The 19,347-nt window shown below is 29.4% G+C and carries 15 protein-coding genes; 8 read left to right on the top strand and 7 right to left on the bottom strand.

The features are described 5' to 3' along the window. Positions 1-66: 66 nt before the first annotated feature. The 3 genes from VJY38_RS00200 to floA are packed head-to-tail and all read right to left on the bottom strand — an operon-like array spanning position 67 to position 3,613. Positions 67-2,061, bottom strand: coding sequence for an ATP-dependent helicase (locus VJY38_RS00200; protein ID WP_353678648.1), 1,995 nt, complete (start codon positions 2,059-2,061; stop codon positions 67-69). Then, positions 2,061-2,627 (bottom strand): hypothetical protein, encoded by a 567-nt coding sequence (locus tag VJY38_RS00195; protein WP_353678647.1) that lies wholly within the window; start codon positions 2,625-2,627, stop codon positions 2,061-2,063. The genes VJY38_RS00200 and VJY38_RS00195 overlap by 1 nt, the downstream gene beginning before the upstream one ends. Next, on the bottom strand, positions 2,624-3,613 hold the full coding sequence (gene floA, locus VJY38_RS00190; RefSeq protein ID WP_353678646.1) for a flotillin-like protein FloA: 990 nt from the start codon (positions 3,611-3,613) through the stop codon (positions 2,624-2,626). Before floA ends, VJY38_RS00195 begins: the two co-directional genes overlap by 4 nt. A 323-nt stretch (positions 3,614-3,936) precedes the next feature. On the opposite strand from floA, the gene VJY38_RS00185 reads away from it, so the two are divergent. The 7 genes from VJY38_RS00185 to VJY38_RS00155 are packed head-to-tail and all read left to right on the top strand — an operon-like array spanning position 3,937 to position 11,714. After that, complete coding sequence (locus VJY38_RS00185) at positions 3,937-6,417, top strand: ATP-dependent Clp protease ATP-binding subunit (protein WP_353678645.1); 2,481 nt, start codon at positions 3,937-3,939, stop codon at positions 6,415-6,417. Positions 6,418-6,431: 14 nt separating this feature from the next. Continuing rightward, positions 6,432-6,710, top strand: a complete 279-nt coding sequence (locus VJY38_RS00180) for a 4a-hydroxytetrahydrobiopterin dehydratase (protein WP_353678644.1) — start codon at positions 6,432-6,434, stop codon at positions 6,708-6,710. Position 6,711: 1 nt separating this feature from the next. Continuing rightward, the gene (pyrE, locus tag VJY38_RS00175) at positions 6,712-7,293 is read left to right on the top strand and encodes an orotate phosphoribosyltransferase (protein ID WP_353678643.1); all 582 of its coding nucleotides are present in this window, start codon (positions 6,712-6,714) and stop codon (positions 7,291-7,293) included. A gap of 17 nt (positions 7,294-7,310) precedes the next feature. Beyond that, positions 7,311-8,579, top strand: coding sequence for a M64 family metallopeptidase (locus VJY38_RS00170; RefSeq protein ID WP_353678642.1), 1,269 nt, complete (start codon positions 7,311-7,313; stop codon positions 8,577-8,579). A gap of 1 nt (position 8,580) precedes the next feature. Continuing rightward, complete coding sequence (locus VJY38_RS00165; protein WP_353678641.1) at positions 8,581-9,816, top strand: PP2C family protein-serine/threonine phosphatase; 1,236 nt, start codon at positions 8,581-8,583, stop codon at positions 9,814-9,816. After that, positions 9,816-11,135 (top strand): 4Fe-4S dicluster domain-containing protein, encoded by a 1,320-nt coding sequence (locus VJY38_RS00160; RefSeq protein WP_353678640.1) that lies wholly within the window; start codon positions 9,816-9,818, stop codon positions 11,133-11,135. The genes VJY38_RS00165 and VJY38_RS00160 overlap by 1 nt, the downstream gene beginning before the upstream one ends. Before the next feature lie 27 nt (positions 11,136-11,162). Beyond that, positions 11,163-11,714, top strand: a complete 552-nt coding sequence (locus tag VJY38_RS00155; RefSeq protein ID WP_353678639.1) for a BMC domain-containing protein — start codon at positions 11,163-11,165, stop codon at positions 11,712-11,714. Between the two features lies 1 nt (position 11,715). On the opposite strand, the gene VJY38_RS00150 is transcribed toward VJY38_RS00155, so the two are convergent. Continuing rightward, the gene (locus tag VJY38_RS00150) at positions 11,716-12,066 is read right to left on the bottom strand and encodes a cupin domain-containing protein (RefSeq protein WP_353678638.1); all 351 of its coding nucleotides are present in this window, start codon (positions 12,064-12,066) and stop codon (positions 11,716-11,718) included. Positions 12,067-12,162: 96 nt separating this feature from the next. Here VJY38_RS00150 and VJY38_RS00145 point away from each other — a divergent pair, with 96 nt between their 5' ends. Further along, complete coding sequence (locus VJY38_RS00145) at positions 12,163-12,960, top strand: SDR family NAD(P)-dependent oxidoreductase (protein WP_353678637.1); 798 nt, start codon at positions 12,163-12,165, stop codon at positions 12,958-12,960. Here VJY38_RS00145 and VJY38_RS00140 read toward each other — a convergent pair. From VJY38_RS00140 to VJY38_RS00130, 3 genes are read right to left on the bottom strand one after another with little or no spacing between them, the layout of a single operon-like run. Continuing rightward, entirely contained in the window at positions 12,957-14,651 is a 1,695-nt protein-coding gene (locus VJY38_RS00140; RefSeq protein ID WP_353678636.1) for a putative ABC transporter permease subunit, read from the bottom strand. The two genes, VJY38_RS00145 and VJY38_RS00140, sit on opposite strands and share 4 nt — an antisense overlap. Next, positions 14,651-15,373 (bottom strand): ABC transporter ATP-binding protein, encoded by a 723-nt coding sequence (locus tag VJY38_RS00135; protein WP_353678635.1) that lies wholly within the window; start codon positions 15,371-15,373, stop codon positions 14,651-14,653. Before VJY38_RS00135 ends, VJY38_RS00140 begins: the two co-directional genes overlap by 1 nt. A gap of 2 nt (positions 15,374-15,375) precedes the next feature. Then, complete coding sequence (locus VJY38_RS00130; protein ID WP_353678634.1) at positions 15,376-19,272, bottom strand: AAA family ATPase; 3,897 nt, start codon at positions 19,270-19,272, stop codon at positions 15,376-15,378. Between the last annotated feature and the right edge of the window lie 75 nt (positions 19,273-19,347).

Below are 19,347 nucleotides of genomic sequence, written 5' to 3'. Positions count from 1 at the left end.
TATTATCCAATTCTTGATTAGCTATTTAATATTTGAGAAGTTTATCAAAAGTAATCGATTTGTGTTTTATTCTTCTTCAATTAACCAGTAATCTGCTTTATCGTCAGTTATACCTTCTATGAATCTTGATGGTTTAGAGTAAGTTGTTCCATTATATCTATCGAAAATATTCATTGGATAACAGACATATAAATTTTGTTTAGCTCTTGTTGCAGCCACATACATTAATCTTCTTTCTTCTTCCAGAGTTTCTAATTTTTCAAAAGATTGGCTTGAAGGAAAAAATCCATCGATAGCATGAATAATGAAAACTGTGTGCCATTCTAAACCTTTAGCCGAGTGAATAGTTGATAAGGTTACGAATTCTTTTTCTTTATCTGTAGCTTCAACATCGATAACAGTATCCTGTGGTGGTTCTAATGCCATATCTGCTAAGAAACTATCAAGACTACGATAGTTTTCTGCGATGTTTATGAAAATGTCGAGATCTTTTTTCCTTTTATTCCAATCATCATATTTATCGATGAATAAAGGTTCATAATATTTTAATGCTAATTCTGCTTTATCTGCTGGTAATTGATTTTTTGTATGAATTTCGTGAAGTAAGGAAAAAAGATTATAAATTTTATCGCTATACTTTTTACTTATTGTACTCTCTGGTTCTTTTTTAATTGATAACTTTTCTTTTGCAATTTCATCCATAATTTGTTGTGCTTTCTTTGGTCCTATCCCTTCATGAAGTAGTAACACACGATACCAGCTAACAAAGTCTAATGGATTGGCAGCAATTCTAAGGAATGAAAGTAAATCTTTTACATGTGCTGCTTCTATGAATTTCATTCCACCAAATTTAACATAGGGAATATTTGCTTTGTTGAGTTCAATTTCTAAATCAAAAGAATGAAATGATGATCTAAAAAGTACAGCTATTTCTTTTAATGGTATTCCTTCTTCACGTAATTCTAAGATTTTTTCAACAATAAATCTTGATTGCATATTTTCATTAGCAGCACTTACAATCCCAGGAAGTTCTCCACCGACTTTTCTACTGTAAAGATGTTTAGGATATTTTTCTATAGCGTTTTCAATAATGTAATTAGCAAAGTTTAGAATTTCTTGTGTACTTCTATAATTTTCTTCCAGCTTAATAATTTTTACATTTTTAAATAACTTTGGAAATTCCATAATGTTCTTAAAATCTGCACCTCTAAAAGCATATATTGATTGAGAATCATCACCTACTACCATTATGTTTTGATTAATTTGTCCTAATCCCTGAATTATTTGTGCCTGCAATTTATTTGTATCCTGATACTCATCTACCATTACAAATTTTATTGTATTTAAAAATGATTTTGCTGCTGGACTTAAATCAAATAAAAAGTTACGCAAATAAACTAATAGGTCATCATAATCCAATAGATGATTTTGCCTTTTGTATGATTCATAAATTTTTTTTATTTCTAAAAATTTATCTGTGTATTCAATAAAGTGTGGATATTCTTCCTGAATTATTTCTTCTATAGGACGTGTGGTATTAACACTCAGACTCAGAACTTTGAAAATTGTTTGTTTATTGGGAAATCTTTTTTTGTGCTGAGATAAGTTTAATTGTCCACGAATCAGATTTATAACATCTTCACTATCGGTCTGATCAAGAATAGTAAAACCACTATCTAATCCAACTGCTTTTGCATATTTACGAAGTGTAAGATTTGCAAATGAATGAAAAGTGCCTCCATTTATTTTTGAGCATCTATTATCAAGAAGTATAGCTGCTCTATCCATCATTTCTTTTGCTGCTTTACGAGTAAATGTTAAAAGGAGAATAGATGATGGATCATATCCCATTTCTGTTAATCTGGCTACACGATAAACAAGCGTTCTTGTTTTACCACTACCAGCACCAGCAATTACAAGATAATTCCCTTCAGTTGAGCATACAGCTTCATATTGAGATGCATTTAATGCTTCTCTGTAATTTATTTTAAATCTTGATTCGTCAAATTCTGGTTTGTGCTGAATTTGATCTACTTTTTTAATAACGAATTTTTTTGTCATTATTTACGGAGTGAAATTGGTTTATTCAAAATTTCTGAGACAATAAATAATTCTTTTAGTGTTGTTGGATTTTTTAATTTGATTTTGATTTCATTTAATCTATTGTTGATGAATCTTTCTTGTTCATAAGCTTTAATATTTTGTATCTCAACTCTTTTTACTGGAGCAATTTCATAAGATGGAGTTTTGTCATAATCAATTACAGGGATATTTTTTTCAATAGTTCTTTTTTCTAATGCTTCTTTTTGTTTTATCTTTTCTTCGAATTCTTTTTCTGGATTCCAGCTTGTAGTACTTTCAAGAGAAATATATTCTTCATTTTTATTTTGAGAATATTGATCTTCTGGTTCGGGAAGTTTTAAACCAAATAAATCTTCAATTGATATAGACGTATCATATTTTGAAGATGATCTTTTTGTATTAGAAGTTGATGGAAAATCTTGATATTCTTTTTCATCTGGAATATTAGTTCTTCTTTTTTGCTGCTTTTTACCTGCAATAATCATATTAAGAATAGAATAGATGACAAAAAATGTTATTATTAATTCAATTATATTATCCATCATTGATTATCTTTTTTCTTTTCTTCTGGTTTTGCAATAGCACTTCTCATTTCTGTATCTGCCTGAATATTTTTAAGATGATAGTAATCCATCACACCAAGATTACCATTACGAAATGCTTCGGCAATTGCTTTAGGGATTTCAGCTTCTGCTTCAACTACCTTAGCACGCATTCGAGCTACTTCGGCATTCATTTCCTGTTCTAATGCTACAGCTGCAGCTCTTCTTTCTTCAGCTTTTGCACGAGCAACCTTTAAATCTGCTTCTGCCTGATCAGCCTGTAAAATTGCACCAATATTAGTTCCTACATCAACATCTGCAATATCAATTGAAAGAATTTCAAATGCTGTTCCTGCATCAAGTCCTTTTGAAAGTACAACTTTAGAAATGCTATCTGGATTTTCAAGTACATCCTTATGAGAATTACTTGAGCCTATAGTTGATACAATTCCTTCTCCAACTCTTGCAAGTATAGTTGCTTCACCAGCACCTCCAACTAATCTTTCGAGATTAGTTCTAACTGTAATTCTTGCGATTGCTTTTAACTGAATTCCATCTTTAGCAACAGCAGAGACCATTGGGGTTTCTATTACTTTTGGATTGACAGACATTTTTACAGCTTCTAAAACATCTCTACCAGCAAGGTCAATTGCAGCTGCTTTTTCAAATCCTAAATCTAAATTTGCTTTGTTTGCCGAGATTAATGCATTTACAACATTTGTTACATTTCCACCAGCTAAGTAATGAGCTTCAAGAAGAGAAATATTTAAATCAATACCAGCTTTAGTTGCAGAAATTAAGTTACGAACTATTACTTGTGGCGAAACTTTTCGCAATCGCATTCCAATTAAATCTCTGAATATCCTTACTTTTACACCAGAAAAATATGCTGTGATAAATAATCCAATTGGCACAAAATATAAAAACAGAAATAAAAAAATTATTCCAGCAATTATTATTAAAATTGAAATGCCAGTAAGTGCTTCCATTTTAACTCCATTTTATAAACTTGTTACCAAAATATTAATTAATTATGACATTTACTAAAAATTGTAGGTTAATTTTTTTAGTTATATAATTTAGTTAGTATAACCTTTTGAATTGTAAAATAGATCTGGAAAGAAAAAATTGTTACAATATAGATTTTAAATAAAATCCTTTGACTTACTGAATGAAACAAAGTTATAATTTCCTGAACGAAAAATATACTAAATCTTCATTACCTTGATATGTGAGTTTTCTCTGTTTATATTTAAGAAACTAATTATATAGATTTTCTGTTTAATTGAAAGAATTTGAAAAAGGATGAAAAATGGAAGGCAATTTCTCAGAAAGAGTACAAGAAGTTATTAGATTGAGCAGAGAAGAAGCTCTTCGCTTAGGTCACGATTATATTGGAACAGAACATCTTCTCTTGGGTATTATCCGAGAAGGTCAGGGAATAGCAGTCAAGATTCTAAGAAATCTTGATGTAGACCTTGTTAAATTAAAAAAGGCAATTGAAGATACAGTAAGAACTTCGGGTGGAACTTTAACAATAGGAAATATTCCATTAACAAAACAGGCAGAAAAAGTACTTAAAATTACTCAAATTGAATCAAAGATTTATAAATCCGATGTTATTGGAACAGAACATATATTATTATCAATTCTAAGAGATGAAGATAATATTGCCACACAAATACTTCATCAATTCAATGTAACTTATGATAATGTTAGAGCTGAATTGAATAACATATTACAGAGTAGAGAATCCAGCAAATTTAGTTCATCACCTCAACCATTTACAGCAAAAAAAGTGGAAAAAACCAAGACTCCTGTGCTTGATAATTTTGGCAGGGATTTAACAAAATTAGCTCTTGAAGGAAAGTTAGATCCAGTAATTGGTCGAGAAAAAGAAATTGAAAGAGTAGCTCAGGTTTTAAGTAGAAGGAAGAAAAATAATCCTGTTTTGATTGGAGAACCAGGTGTTGGTAAAACAGCAATTGCAGAAGGTTTAGCACTAAAAATAGTTCAAAGAAAAGTACCAAGAATTCTTCAAGATAAAAGAGTTGTTACATTAGATTTAGCAGGTTTAGTAGCAGGTACAAAATATCGTGGTCAATTCGAAGAGAGAATGAAAGCATTAATGAATGAACTGGAAAAAGCAGATGATGTTATTTTATTCATAGATGAATTACACACAATTGTTGGAGCTGGCGGTGCATCTGGTTCTTTAGATGCATCTAATATGTTCAAACCTGCATTAGCTCGTGGTGATATTCAATGCATTGGAGCTACAACACTTGATGAATATCGTAAATATATCGAAACTGATGGTGCTTTAGATAGAAGATTTCAAAAAGTAATGATTGATCCTCCAAGTCCAGAAGAAACAATTAAAATACTTGAGAATATAAAATTTAAGTACGAAGAACATCATCATGTTCGCTATACAAAAGAAGCAATAGAAGCTGCAGTTCGATTAAGCGAAAGATATATAACTGATAGATACTTACCAGATAAAGCTATCGATGTTATTGATGAAGCTGGAGCTCGTGTGCATATGGGTAATTTTACTGTATCAGAAGAAATACTGAAACTTGAAGAAGAAATTGAGAAAATAAAACAACTAAAATTGCAGGTAGTAAAGCAACAGGATTATGAAGAAGCTGCTCGTTTACGTGATAGAGAACGACAATTACAATCTGATCTCGAAATAGCTAAACGTGAATGGGAAGCTAAAACTCAAGACTTGGTTTATGATGTAACCGAAGATGATATTGCTACAGTTGTATCGATGATGACTGGTATTCCTGTTACTCGTGTAGTTCAGGCTGAATCTGAAAAATTAATGAAGATGGAAGAAGCTTTAAAACAAAGAATAGTTGGTCAGGATGAAGCAGTAAGTAAACTTTGCAAAGCTATTCGTCGTGCTCGTGCTGGACTCAAAAGAGCAAATAAACCAATTGGTACATTCATATTTTTGGGACCAACAGGTGTTGGTAAAACTGAACTGGCAAAAGAATTAGCAAGATATTTATTCGATAGCGAAGATGCATTGATACGTATTGATATGAGTGAATATATGGAAAAATTTGCTGTCTCTCGTCTTGTTGGTGCTCCTCCAGGTTATGTTGGTTATGATGAAGGTGGTCAATTAACAGAAAGAGTTCGTCGTAAACCTTATTCTGTCGTTTTGTTTGATGAGATTGAAAAAGCTCATCCAGATGTATTTAATATCTTACTGCAAGTTCTTGATGATGGAATTTTAACAGATAGCCTTGGTAGACGTGTCGATTTCAAAAATACTATTATAATTATGACATCCAATGTTGGTACAAAAGATATTAAAACTACAGGTGGTTTTGGTTTTGGCACAGCTTCAGAAACGGATCAATATACAAGTCTGAAAAATACAGTTGAAGATGCAATGCGTCGACTTTTCAATCCTGAGTTCTTAAATAGAATTGATGAAGCAATTGTATTCCGTAATCTTGATAAAGAAGATATTAAGAAGATTATTAATATTGAAATGAAAGACCTTATTAAGAATCTTAGTGAAAATAAAATGAGTATTGAATTACATAAATCTGCTATTGAATTCTTGACCGAGAAAGGTTTCGATCCAAAGTTTGGGGCAAGACCTCTTAAACGTGCAATTCAAAAATATGTTGAAGATCCACTTGCTGAAGAATTATTGCTCGGTCATTTTAAAGAAGGAGATAAAATTATAGTTAAACACAAAAAGAACTCTGATGAGTTATATTTTGTACCTGAAAAAGCTGCTGAACCAGAAGAACAGGATAGCTAATAAAAGAAAATATTATGAAATTATTAAATAAAGATGAATTATCAGAAAAATTAAATGAGCTGAAAGATTGGCAATTAGTTGATAATAAGCTTGTGAAAGAATTGAAATTAAAAAATTTCTCTGATGCTATTGCATTTATAGTAAAAGTAGGTATCGAAGCAGAAAAATTAGATCATCATCCTGATATAAATCTTTATGGCTGGAACAATGTTAAAATCTTTTTATCAACTCACGATGCAGGTGGAATTACTGAAAAAGATATTAATCTTGCTCATAAAATAAATCAACTATAAAATGATAGAAAACCAGATTCTTGAAATTTTTCTAAAAACAAATGCCCTTTTAAATGGGCATTTTTTGTTAACTTCAGGTAGACATAGTAATCAATATTTTCAATGTGCACTTGTTCTTCAATATCCTGAATATAATGAATTTATATGTTCACTTATTGCAAATCACTTTCGAAGTTTTAATATCGATGTTGTAATTTCACCAGCTATTGGTGGTATTGTTGTGGGACAGGAAGTTGCAAGACAACTCAATAAAAAATCTATATTTGCTGAAAGAGAAGACAAGTCTTTATCTTTAAGAAGAGGGTTTCAAATTGAAGAAGGGAAGAGATATTTAATTTGTGAGGATGTAGTTACTACAGGTGGTTCAGTTTTTGAAGTTATGGAAATAGTAAGAAATAATGGTGGTATTGTTGCTGGGGTTGGATATATTGTAGATAGAAGTAATAATAAAGTTAATTTTGGTGTACCACAATTTAGTACTTTACAACTTGATGTTGTTTCATATCTTCCTGAAGAATGTCCTCTTTGTAAAGAAAATAAAATTCCACTTATTAAACCAGGTTCAAGAAAAATCAATCCCTAAAAATTTGTTGGTACATTATGAAAAAAATATTTCTCTTTATTTTATTCTATACATCAATAATATTTAGTCAAATTAATTATGATGAATTTTTTACAGAAGAAGCAATAAGATTTGATTTTTTCCATACTGGAAATAAAGATACAGAAATAATCTCTTTCGATAAAATTATAAAAGAACAATTGTGGGCTGGTTCAAAAAAAAATTTGATTGATACTTTTTATTATGGAAATTATATGCTTGAGGTTTATGATGAAGAAACAAATAAATTAATTTATTCAAGAGGCTTTTCTACACTTTTTCAGGAATGGCAAACAACAGAAGAAGCAAAAAATACTTGGAGAACATTTCCTGGTTCTGTAATAATACCATTCCCAAAGAAAAATGTTAGACTGGAAATTCATCGAAGAAATAAAAGAAATATTTTCGAGAAAAAATTTGAATATACCATAAATCCTGCCAGTTATTTTATTATTCAAGAAAAGAAAAAACCTTATAATAGCTTTAAAGTGTATTACTCAGGAGAACCAGCAAAAAAATTAGATATTGTTTTTATTCCAGAAGGTTATACATTAAATGAAATGGAAAAATTTAAGAATGATTGTAAAAGATTTGTAGATTACTTATTTGAATACTCTCCATTTTCTGAAAATAAAAATAAAATAAATATATGGGGTGTAGAAGCTCCTTCACCTCAAAGTGGGGTTGATATTCCAGGAAAAGGTATTTGGGTTCAAACAATTTTGAATTCCAGTTTTTATACATTTGATAGTGAAAGATATTTAATGACAACCGATTTATTTGCTGTAAGAGATATTGCTGCGAATGCACCATATGAACAAATTTTTATTTTAGTAAATACATCTAAATATGGTGGCGGTGGAATTTATAATTTTTATAACATTACTGCATCAGATAATGAGCATTCTAAACAAATTTTCATACATGAATTTGGACATGGTCTTGCAGGTTTAGGTGATGAATATGGAAATGATAACACATATCAAGAATTCTATCCTCTTGATGTTGAACCATGGGAACCAAATTTAACTACACTTGTGAATTTTAATTCTAAGTGGAAAAATCTAATTCAACCTGACACACCAATACCTACACCTCCAGAAGAAAAATACAAAAATAAAATTGGTGTCTTTGAAGGTGGGGGCTATGTTTCAAAAGGTGTTTATAGACCTTCCTTAAATAGTATTATGAATTCTTTTTCGTCTAATGAATTTAATGAAGTATGTAAAAGAGTTTTGCAAAATATTATAAACTTTTATTCTGAATGATATGGATCAAAAAAGATTATTCAAAACATTGGATACAATAGCATCAGGAAGTTTTAATGATGATACTGAATTATTGAAATATGTTATTGAACAAATTGTAAGCAAAGAACAATTTAATGTATCTGGTGGAAGAATATGGAAATTAGAACCTTCAATTCAAGCATATAAATTGTTATTTCAAACAGGAAAAGTTCAAAAAATTCCTAAAGATTATAAGTTATACATAAAAGATTATATAATATTCGATAAAATTACGTCTGTAAGAACAATTTTAGCAGATGAAACAGATGCTACATTAATCTCGAAAGGAATATTTCGTTATTCAGCTTCAGGAGTAGGGAAAAAGATTAATGTTAATGGTAAAAAATATTATGAATATTTAATTGCAATTAATAGCGATAAAATTGGAGATGATCTTCGTTATACTCTAAATATTATTGCAACTGTTTTAACATCTAAACTTAGAGAACGTTATTTAACTTTATCAAGAAAAAATTTAATTGAAAACATTGATAAAGCAAAAGAGCTTCAAAGAAGTATTTTACCAGAACATGAGTATAAATTTCATTTTTATGATATTTTTGGAGTTACAATTCCTGCAGAAAATGTAGCAGGAGATTTTTATGATTATCTTAAAATTGGTGATGATGAAGAACGACTTGGAATTGTTGTTGGTGATGCTGCATCAAAAGGTTTAGCTGCTGCAGCCGAAGCTATGTATATTTCAGGTGCAATAAGAATGGCAAGCAATTTTCAAATAAAAATATCTCCTATGATGTTCAGATTAAATCAACTTGTAAATAAAATATTTAGCGATGATAAGTTTGTCTCTCTATTCTATGGTGAATTATCTACAGATAAAAAAGGTTTATTTCTTTATGCTAATGCTGGTCAAAATCCACCAATATTTTATAGCAAAAAGAAAAACTCTTTTACTTATCTTTATCCAACAGGTCCATTATTAGGACCAGCACCTAATTCTAAATATGAAACCGATAGTATTAACTTTGCTGAAGGTGATATTTTAGTTGTTTATTCTGATGGCATTGTAGAATCTGCAAATGATAAATATGAATTCTATGACGAAAAAAGATTAGAAAAAATTATTAGAAAAACTTCTAATCTTTCTCCCAGAGAGATTGTTTATTCAATACTTGATGATGTTTCAAAATTTAGTACATCAGATAGCCGTTATCAAGATGACAAAACTTTAGTAGTTATTAAAAGGAATGAATAATGGATATTGTAGAAAAAATTTTTAATGCTGGTGTAGTAGGAGCTGGAGGAGCAGGATTTCCTACTCACATAAAAGCAAAATCGAAAGTAGAATTTTTGTTGGTTAATGGTGCTGAATGTGAACCATTAATTCATAAAGATTATGAATTAATGGTGAATTTTGCTCCTCAAATTTTAGCTGGTGTAGATATTATGTTAAAGCAAACTTCGGCTACCAAATCTTTCTTTGGTGTTAAAGCAAAAAATGTGAAAGCAATCGAATCAATTCAAAAAAATATTTCCAATAGTAAAATTGAAATTCATACTCTTGGTGACTTTTATCCTGCTGGTGATGAGTACGAATTGGTTTATGCAACAACTAAAAGATTAATTCCTCCACATGGTTTACCATTAGATGTTGGTTGTGTAGTTAATAATGTTGAAACATTTTTTAATATTAATAATGCAATAAATGATATTCCTGTTACCGAAAAAATAGTTTGTGTAACAGGTGCAGTGAAAAATCCATCCACTTTTTTTGTCCCAATTGGGACTTCATTTAAAGATTTAATCGAATTTGTAGGTGGTACAACAATACAGGATTTTGGAATCTTTGTAAGTGGTATTCTGATGGGTAAACTTACTTTCGATGTAAATGATGTTGTAACTAAAACTACTGCTGGCTTAATAATTTTACCTAAAGACCATTATTTAATTAAGAGAATGATAAGACCAATACATGATATGAATCGTATTGGTAAATCTGCCTGCGATCAATGTAGTTATTGCACTGAATTTTGTCCAAGATATTTGCTGGGTTATGATGTGCAACCTCATAAAGTAATGCGTTCTTTAGCATTTACAACAACAGGAAAAGAAGTATGGAATCAATATGCTGCTTTATGCTGTTCGTGTGGTTTATGCAGTTTGTATTCATGTCCAGAAGATTTGTATCCAAGAGAAGCATGCGATCAGGGGAAAGTATTTATGAAGCAAGAAAAATTAAGATATGAACAGAAAAAACCTCCAAAAGTTCATCCTATGAAAGAAGGAAGAAGAGTTCCAACAAGTTTATTAATAAAAAAATTAGATTTAATAGATTATGATGTTCATTCTCCTTTTATAAAAGAAGTTCCAAAACCTAAACAGGTTAAAATTTTATTGAAACAGCATGCAGGAGCTCCTGCAAAGTCAATAGTAAATGTTGGAGATTTTGTTAACAAAGGCGATTTAATTGCAATTGTTGAAAAAGACCAATTAGGAGCTAACATTCATGCTTCAATTACTGGTAATATTACTGAAATGAACAATGATTATATAATAATTTCTTCACAATCTTAATAAATAATTTAGAGAAAGGTGACTATTATGGAAATGAATTCTCTTGGTTTAGTAGAATTAACAAGCATTGCTGCAGGTATGCAAGCTGCAGATATTATGTTGAAAACTTCTCATGTTGAATTGATATTGTCCAGAAGTATTTGTTCTGGTAAATATATGGTAATGATTGGTGGAGAAGTAGCAGAAGTGCAATCGGCTGTAGATAGTGCGATTAATCAAATTGATTTTGCTATTGTTGATTCATTTGTAATACCAAATGTTCATAAAGATATTTTTCCTGCTTTATCTGGACATACTCAGGTTGATATGCTCGAAGCTCTTGGAATTCTGGAAGCATTTTCTGTAGCTTCACTTATTGAAGGTGCAGATGCAGCTATTAAAACTGCTAATGTAAAAATTATTGAAATACGACTTGCTATGGCTTTGGGCGGAAAAGCTTTCTGCACTTTAACTGGCGAAGTTGCTGCTGTAAGAAGTGCTGTAGAAGCTGGTGCAAAAGTAATTTCAGATAGAGGATTACTTGTTAATAAAGTTGTTATACCTCAACCAAGACCAGAATTATTGAGCGAATTAATTTAATTTATTCGAATTCTTTTGGGACACAACAAATAAAAACAAAATTTTTGTTGCTCGACTTATTTTTGTATTGATGAATTTCATTTGGTAAAACTAATACAAAATCCCCTTCATTAAGCGGGATTTCATCTTGATTCTCATTTATTAAAATTCCTTCACCTTCAATTATATAATTTAATTGTTCATAATTATGTTTATGATATGGAGTATATCCATTGGGCTCTATTGTAAATACTCTCATAGAAAAATTTGGAGTACCATCTGCTTTTGAAATTGGTATTTGTTTGTAAGCATTAAAAGCTCCATCCATCATCACTTTTTTTGATTCAACATTTTTGATGTTTATTACTTTCATATTTGTTCCTTTATTTATAGTTGTAAATTCATTTTATAATAAATATAACATTTATTTAATTTACATTTTATTAAAAATAAAATCAGGAACTATTTTATGTTAAACCTTTCTCAAAAATATGGAGAGTGGGCATTAGTTACAGGAGCATCATCAGGTATTGGAGAAGAATTTGCCAAACAACTGGCAAAATTGGGAATGAAATTAATATTGGTAGCAAGAAGGAAATATAGACTTGAAGCTTTATCAGATTATTTAAAAAAAGAATATAATACAGAATCAATTATTGCTAATGTAGATTTATCTAAAGAAAATTTCCTTGATGAATTGTTTAAATGCACGAATGGTAAAGAAATAGGAATTCTGATTAATAATGCAGGTTTTGGTTCTACAGGAGAATTTATTAGTTGTAATACTGATAAGGAAATTGAGATGATTAAAGTAAATTGCATTGCACCAACTCTATTAACACATTATTATCTTCCTGAGATGATTAAGAGAAAAAAAGGTGCAATAATTTTTTTAGGAAGTACTGTAGCATTTCAACCAACACCAATGATGACTACATATTCTGCAACAAAAGCTTTTAATCTTTTTATGGGAGAAGCATTATGGTGGGAATTAAAAAAGTACAACATTGATGTACTTGCACTTAATCCTGGTGGTACTAATACAGAATTTCAAAGAATTGCTAAGATTGGTGTTGGACCTTTGCCTCGAGAAGCAAGTGATGTGGTTAAAACTGCTTTAAGAGCACTTGGCAAAAAACCTTCTGTAGTTGATGGATTAAAAAATAAATTAATTACAATATTTATAAAAGTAATCCCGAGAAGAATTGCTGTTACTTTAGCAGGGGAAATTGCATATTCTCTTTATATTAGAAGTTATAAAAGTTAGATAAAATCTTTTTCAAGTGCTTTCAGACTATTCCTGTAAAATATAAAAGCAATAGCGATAGATAAAAATGTTATTATAATTAATGAATAAATTATATGTGTGTAATTAAAATTCTTGCTTAAGTTTAGACTTAAGAAATATTCAACAAAGTAATTCAATATTAGTAAAATTATCATAAGTAAAACAATTACATTTATAAGAAAGGAGAGAGAAGCACCTCTTGACGAAGCTAATCTTATTGGATTCTTTTCTCTGAAATTTACAAATATTCCTCCCATCCCATAATTAATTAATAAAATTATTATTGATGTAAAGAGAGTTATTAATGATGATATTAATAAAATTTCAGTTCCAAATCTAAAATTGCATAATAGATTTAAGAATAAAGCTGTAAGTAAAATTACTATACCAGCTGGAAATAATTTATTGAGTGCTAATTTATTCATATTAACAGGAGCAGATTTTATTTTCCAGAATGAAAGTCCTTCTAAGCTTATGAGGGGGAAAACAAATCGCAAAGATAGAGTTGATATTAATAAGAAGTTAAAAATCATAATAGATAAATAAATTATTGTCTGGAGCAGATAATTTCCAAAACCTGTATACTGAATTCTACTGATACTGATTGCAAATGTTATAATTAAAAAAAAGATAACACCAAAATGAATAATTTGACTTGGCTCACGTATAAAAAGTATTATTTCTTTTTTTAGAATTGATTCTGTAACAGGATGCAATATTGATTTTTTTGTAAAGGTAAATACATTGTTCTGTAGTTTGTATAAAATTGATTTCTCTTTTTTGAATTTAATTGAACTGAATAATGTATCGTAGTATAAATGTTTGCCTAAAATTATGGCAATAGAAAAAAGTACAATAGAGAAAATTATTTGATAAATAAAAAGTGAAATAGATTTGTAAAAATTATTTTTAACAAGCCAGTAGGCAGATTCCGATAACCAGTGATTTGGTAAATATTTAAGTAAAGGTGGTATTATTTCTTCGAAAAATATATCACGATTTTCAAAAGGATAATATTTCATAATTGAATTTACAAGTTTAACTGGTGATTGAATTTCGAAGAAAGAATAAACTAAAATGAGATATAGAATTATAGCAGATAAAATTATTTTACGAAGACTATATTTTGTAGCAAGTTTTAATATCAATAAGAGTATAATAACACCAAGACATCCCGCAGAAAAAATATATGGAATAAAATTAAACAGGAAAAAGATTAGCATTGAGCTGATACTCATCTTGAAATAAATTGAGTAGCCAAGTAATACAGAAATCAAAATTAAAATTAATGTAGAAGAACTATAAAAGAAGTTATCAAGAAATTTTATGAGGAATATTTTTAGTGGCTCTATGGGACGAGTAATTAAGAAGCTTAATTCATTTGATTTGTAAAGTGTTGAATAAGAAACAATTATATTACCAACATTAACAGATACAAAAAAAATAAACATTAGCATTGAAATAAATTCGTGAAGCAAAAAGAGACCGATTCTGATTTTTATTAATAAAAACCATATTAAAAATTTAGTAAAAAGAAAAGTGCCTATACTGAAGCCAATATAAACAAGACTGCTTCCAAAATTTTTAATAATTTCACTAAAATTTAATTTTCTGTCAAATCGTAAGAAAAGTAATAGTTTATATTTTAGTAAGTGAATTAATTGTTTCATTAATCATTTGTGAGTTCAATGAATAACTCTTCGAAATTATTATTTTTTTCTTGAATTAATTTATTTAGTGATTGAATGGTATCATTAAAAATTATTTTACCTTTATGAATAATACCTACAGAGGTGCATATTTCTTCTACAATATTCAGACTGTGAGTGGACATAAAAATTGTTTTCCCATTTCTTACTTGTTCAACAAAAAATTTTTTTACAATGTAAGCTGTTGGTGGATCTAATCCAATCATTGGTTCGTCAATAACAATTAATTCAGGATCGTGAAGGAAAGCAGAAGCAATAACAATTCTTTGTTTCATTCCCTGTGAGTATTCTTCAGTTCTTTTATCTATCCAGTTACCAATTTTTAATGTGTCAATCAATTCATCAATTTTATTTCTGATCTTGTCTTTATTTAGTTTGTAGAGTCCACCACTGAAATATAAATATTCTCTTCCAGAGAGTTTATCGTATAAGTATGGTTGATCTGGTATATAGCCTATTTTCATTTTTGATATTACAGGATTTTTCCACACATCGATTCCATCTACAAAAATATTTCCTGCTGATGGAGTAAGTAAGCCAACAATCATTTTAATGGTTGTTGTTTTACCAGCACCATTTGGACCAAGAAAACCAAAAAGTTCACCTCTGGGAATATTGAGATTAATAGAATTAACAGCAGTAAGAGAATCAAAGTTTTTTGTTAGATTTTTAATTGTTAGCATGGTTACATTTCAATCAACATAACATCTTCGAGTGTGATTGTTTTTAGATCTTCATCTGTAGGATTTATAATCGAAGAAATTCTTTGTTCTTGTTTGGTAATTGCAGAATATAAAATACTTTTGGCCATAAAAGCATTTCTGAAGTTTTCATCTCTTTTTTCGTAAAGTTGTGTAAAAATTTCAAGAAGCATTTGCAAAGCTCCTTCATCGAGTTCATATCCGTGACTATTAGCAATCAAATATGATATAGAAAGTAGCTGTCGGGGATTGTAATCATCAAACTCAATTATATTTGAAAAATTCTTAATTATATCTGGATATGATTTCATAAACTTATTCATCTTAGAAGTAATTCCTGATAGTATAACAATGAACTTAGTTTTATATTCACTCATTCTTCTTAGAATAGTGGAAATTGCTTCGTATCCAAAATCGTCATTACTTTGGATCAATTCATATGCTTCATCAATGAATAATATTCCGCCCAGTGCTTCACGAATTATTTGATCTGTGTTACTTGCAGTTTTACCCTGATAATTTACAACTAAATCAGTACGGTTTACTTTTATTAAGTGACCTTTTTCTAAGATTCCAAGTTCCTTTAATATTTTGCTTAGAATTTTTGCAACTGTTGTTTTACCAGTTCCATCATTTCCTATAAATATTGAATGGAGATTTTTTTCTATTACATGCAAACCACGTTCTTTTTTAAGTTGAATAATTTTAGAACCACTTATTAATTGATATATTTTTTCTTTAACCTTTTCTAAGCCAACCAAAGAATTTAATTCATCCATATATTCCTGCAATTTTAATGGATCTCCTTTCACCTGATATTCAGAAGCACTGCTGCTTTTTCCTATTACTTCGATTATATCCTGTTTAATGATGGTACTTAGAGTCTCTTCTGTTCTTTTATCAGGTGGCAAGTCTGCGATACGGAGCATCAATTTTTGTTTTAGTAATTCATAAATATTTCTTACTACTCTTGCATTACCAAATTTTTTATCTCTTGTTTTGTAAAGATTATTAAAATAGTTTTTGAGCAAAGTTTCAGCTTCTTCGGTTAATTTCTTTTTATCTTTTAAAAGGTTTCTTTTAATAATTTCAAACATTTCTTCTGGTGTATAATCTTCAAAGTAAATTGATTTGGTAAATCTTGATTCCAATCCAGGATTAGATGCAATAAATTTTTTCATCTCATCTGTGTAACCTGCTGCAATTACAATAAATTTACCACGATCATCTTCCATTCTTTTGAGCAATATGTCAATTGCTTCTCTGCCGAAATCAGTTCCATGAGTTTCTGGTTTGGTTAAAGAATAGGCTTCGTCAATAAATAAAGTTCCACCTATTGCTTTATCAATTATATTAGTAGTTTTTTCTGCTGTTTGTCCAACATATCCTGCAACCAATCCCTGTCTATCTGTTTCAACGAGATGTCCTTTAGATAAAACTCCAAGAGCAGAAAAGATTTTACTAAAAATTCTTGCTACGGTAGTTTTTCCAGTACCAGGATTGCCCAGAAACAAGTAGTGATTTGCTATTTTATCTCTTAAGTCTTCACCTTGCTCCGCAAAAAATCTTGCAAGTTTTACAAGATCGTTAATTTCCTTTTTAACAGATTTTAAACCAACGAGATTATTAAGTTCGTTAAGAGCTTCCTGCAGTGCTTCTTCGTTAATAGGAAGTTTGAAATCTTTTCCTTTATCTTTTCTTAGTATTGGTAGGATATCATCAATAGTTATTGTGTTTAATTTATCTTTTGTTCTTTCGTGTTCAGGTAATGTAAGAACTCGTTTACTTAAATTTATTTTAGCTTCTTCAAAGATTTTTCTTATTAATCGAGCATTACCAAAACTTTTATCTCTATTTCTATAAAGGTTAATGAATTCTTTATGTAAAAATTCCAGAGCATCATTTGTAATATTATATTCTTCCTTTTTAAGATACTGATTTAATATTTGAACTAATTCATCTGGTGTATAATCTTCAAAGATGAAAGTATGAGTAAATCTTGATTTTAAACCTGGATTTGATTCAAGGAAAGCATTCATTTCATCAGTATATCCTGCAGCAATTACAACAAATTCACCTTTACGATCTTCCATTCTTTTAAGAAGGATATCTATGGCTTCCTGTCCAAAGTCCTGTGATGAACTTCCTTTTTTTACAAGAGTATATGCTTCGTCAATAAATAGTACACCGCCCATTGCATCATTTATTACTTTTTCTGTTTTTTGTGCAGTTTCACCAATATATTGTCCAACTAATCCTGCTCTATCAACTTCAACAACATGACCTGATGGTAATATGCCCATTGCTTTAAATATGCTTCCTAATAATCTTGCTATAGTTGTTTTACCTGAACCAGGATTACCAAGAAATACAGCATTGATAGCAATTTTTTCTTCTGTCTTTAAACCAAATTTTTTTCGTTCTTTTATAAATTCGAGGTAAGAAATAAAATCTCTTATAGCTTGTTTAATATTATTTAATCCTATAAATGAATCCAGTTCAGCTAATAGTTCGTCAATATTTTTTTCAGATGCTGGAATTACAGGTGTTGATGTTTGTGTTTCTTTAGTTTTTGTTTTTGGTTCTGGAGGTGTAAATTCTTCTTCGTTAAGGCGTGTATCATCAATTCCAAAATATTTTTCACCAACTTTGAAATTGTTAATATATACTTCTACCTTTGCTTGACCTTTTTTCCAGAAACCAGATTTATCTGAGCCCATATTTTGAGTGAATATAATCGAATCCCAATCTTTAGGTATGTTTAGTTTAAATTCGTTTCTGCCAATTTCAAAATCATTTATATACCATACTAAACTGCAATCATAAGAACGATTTTCTTTCTGGTAAAATGGATTATTAAAAATTACTTCTGCACCAAGCCAATTGATATTTTGATCTATCTGCTTATAAAAACTACGTTCACCTGTTTTAATTTCTTTATCTGAATCAAATATTTTAATGGATATTATTTCTACATAATCATTTGGATATGCAATGGATTTAAATTTATATTGCACTTTCTCTTCAATATTGGATAAATCTGGTAACTCGAATGAGTATTCATGTTTTATTTTTATGCTTTGTAATGGTTCTTCCTGACTCTCTTCTTCTACAGTTAAATATTTTTTGAGTGAATTATAGATGAAATTAAATTTTTGATTTTTGTTGAACTTGCTTTTTAATGATTCTGCCTTTTTCAGTGCAGGACGATATTGAAATAAATGGAACATCGATTCAAGCTCAATTAACTCAGCTTCTTCTTTTATTTTTTCAGAAATGTTTAATGATAATAAAATTCTTGATGTAAGTAACGAAAACCAATATTCTTTTGATTTAATAGCATCAATAGCATCATTTAATATTTCTTTTATTCGATTGGATGTGAACTCAAATTCTTTACTTGTATATTGTTTTGCTTTTTGAATAAGTATATTAAGTTTATTTACTGCCTGATTATTTTCATTTTCTAATAGAGATTCTAACTTTAATACGTTTAATGCATTATCGAATTTATTCAAACCAGCATAAGAACGAGCAAGTGTGAGATAAGTCCAGCTCAATAATTCTTTTTCACTTTTAATTGATTTTTCAATATCTGCAATAGCACCTTCAAATATACTTAAACGCGAAAGGAGGTAAGCTCTGAAAAATCTGGTATGGGATGATTCACCTTTTAATTCAACAGCAAGGTTTGCAAATTCAAGTGCTTTAGAGGGATTTCCATTTTCAAGATATGCCCAAGCCAGACATATTGCTGCTTCGCTATCGTCTGGACGATATTGATAAACTTTTTCTGCAGTAGAAAGTGCTAATCTATATCTGCCATTCCAGAGATGTTCATAAGCTTCTGCTTGAAGATTATTTAATTCTTCATTTGTCATCTTTATTGAAAAATTTTTATTTCATAATAGAAAATAAAAAAAGAAATGAGTTTTTACTATAATCTTTATAAACTG

This window comes from Rosettibacter firmus, from assembly GCF_036860695.1.
Taxonomy (GTDB): domain Bacteria; phylum Bacteroidota; class Ignavibacteria; order Ignavibacteriales; family Melioribacteraceae; genus Rosettibacter; species Rosettibacter firmus.
This window is presented reverse-complemented; position numbering and strand designations above follow the sequence as displayed.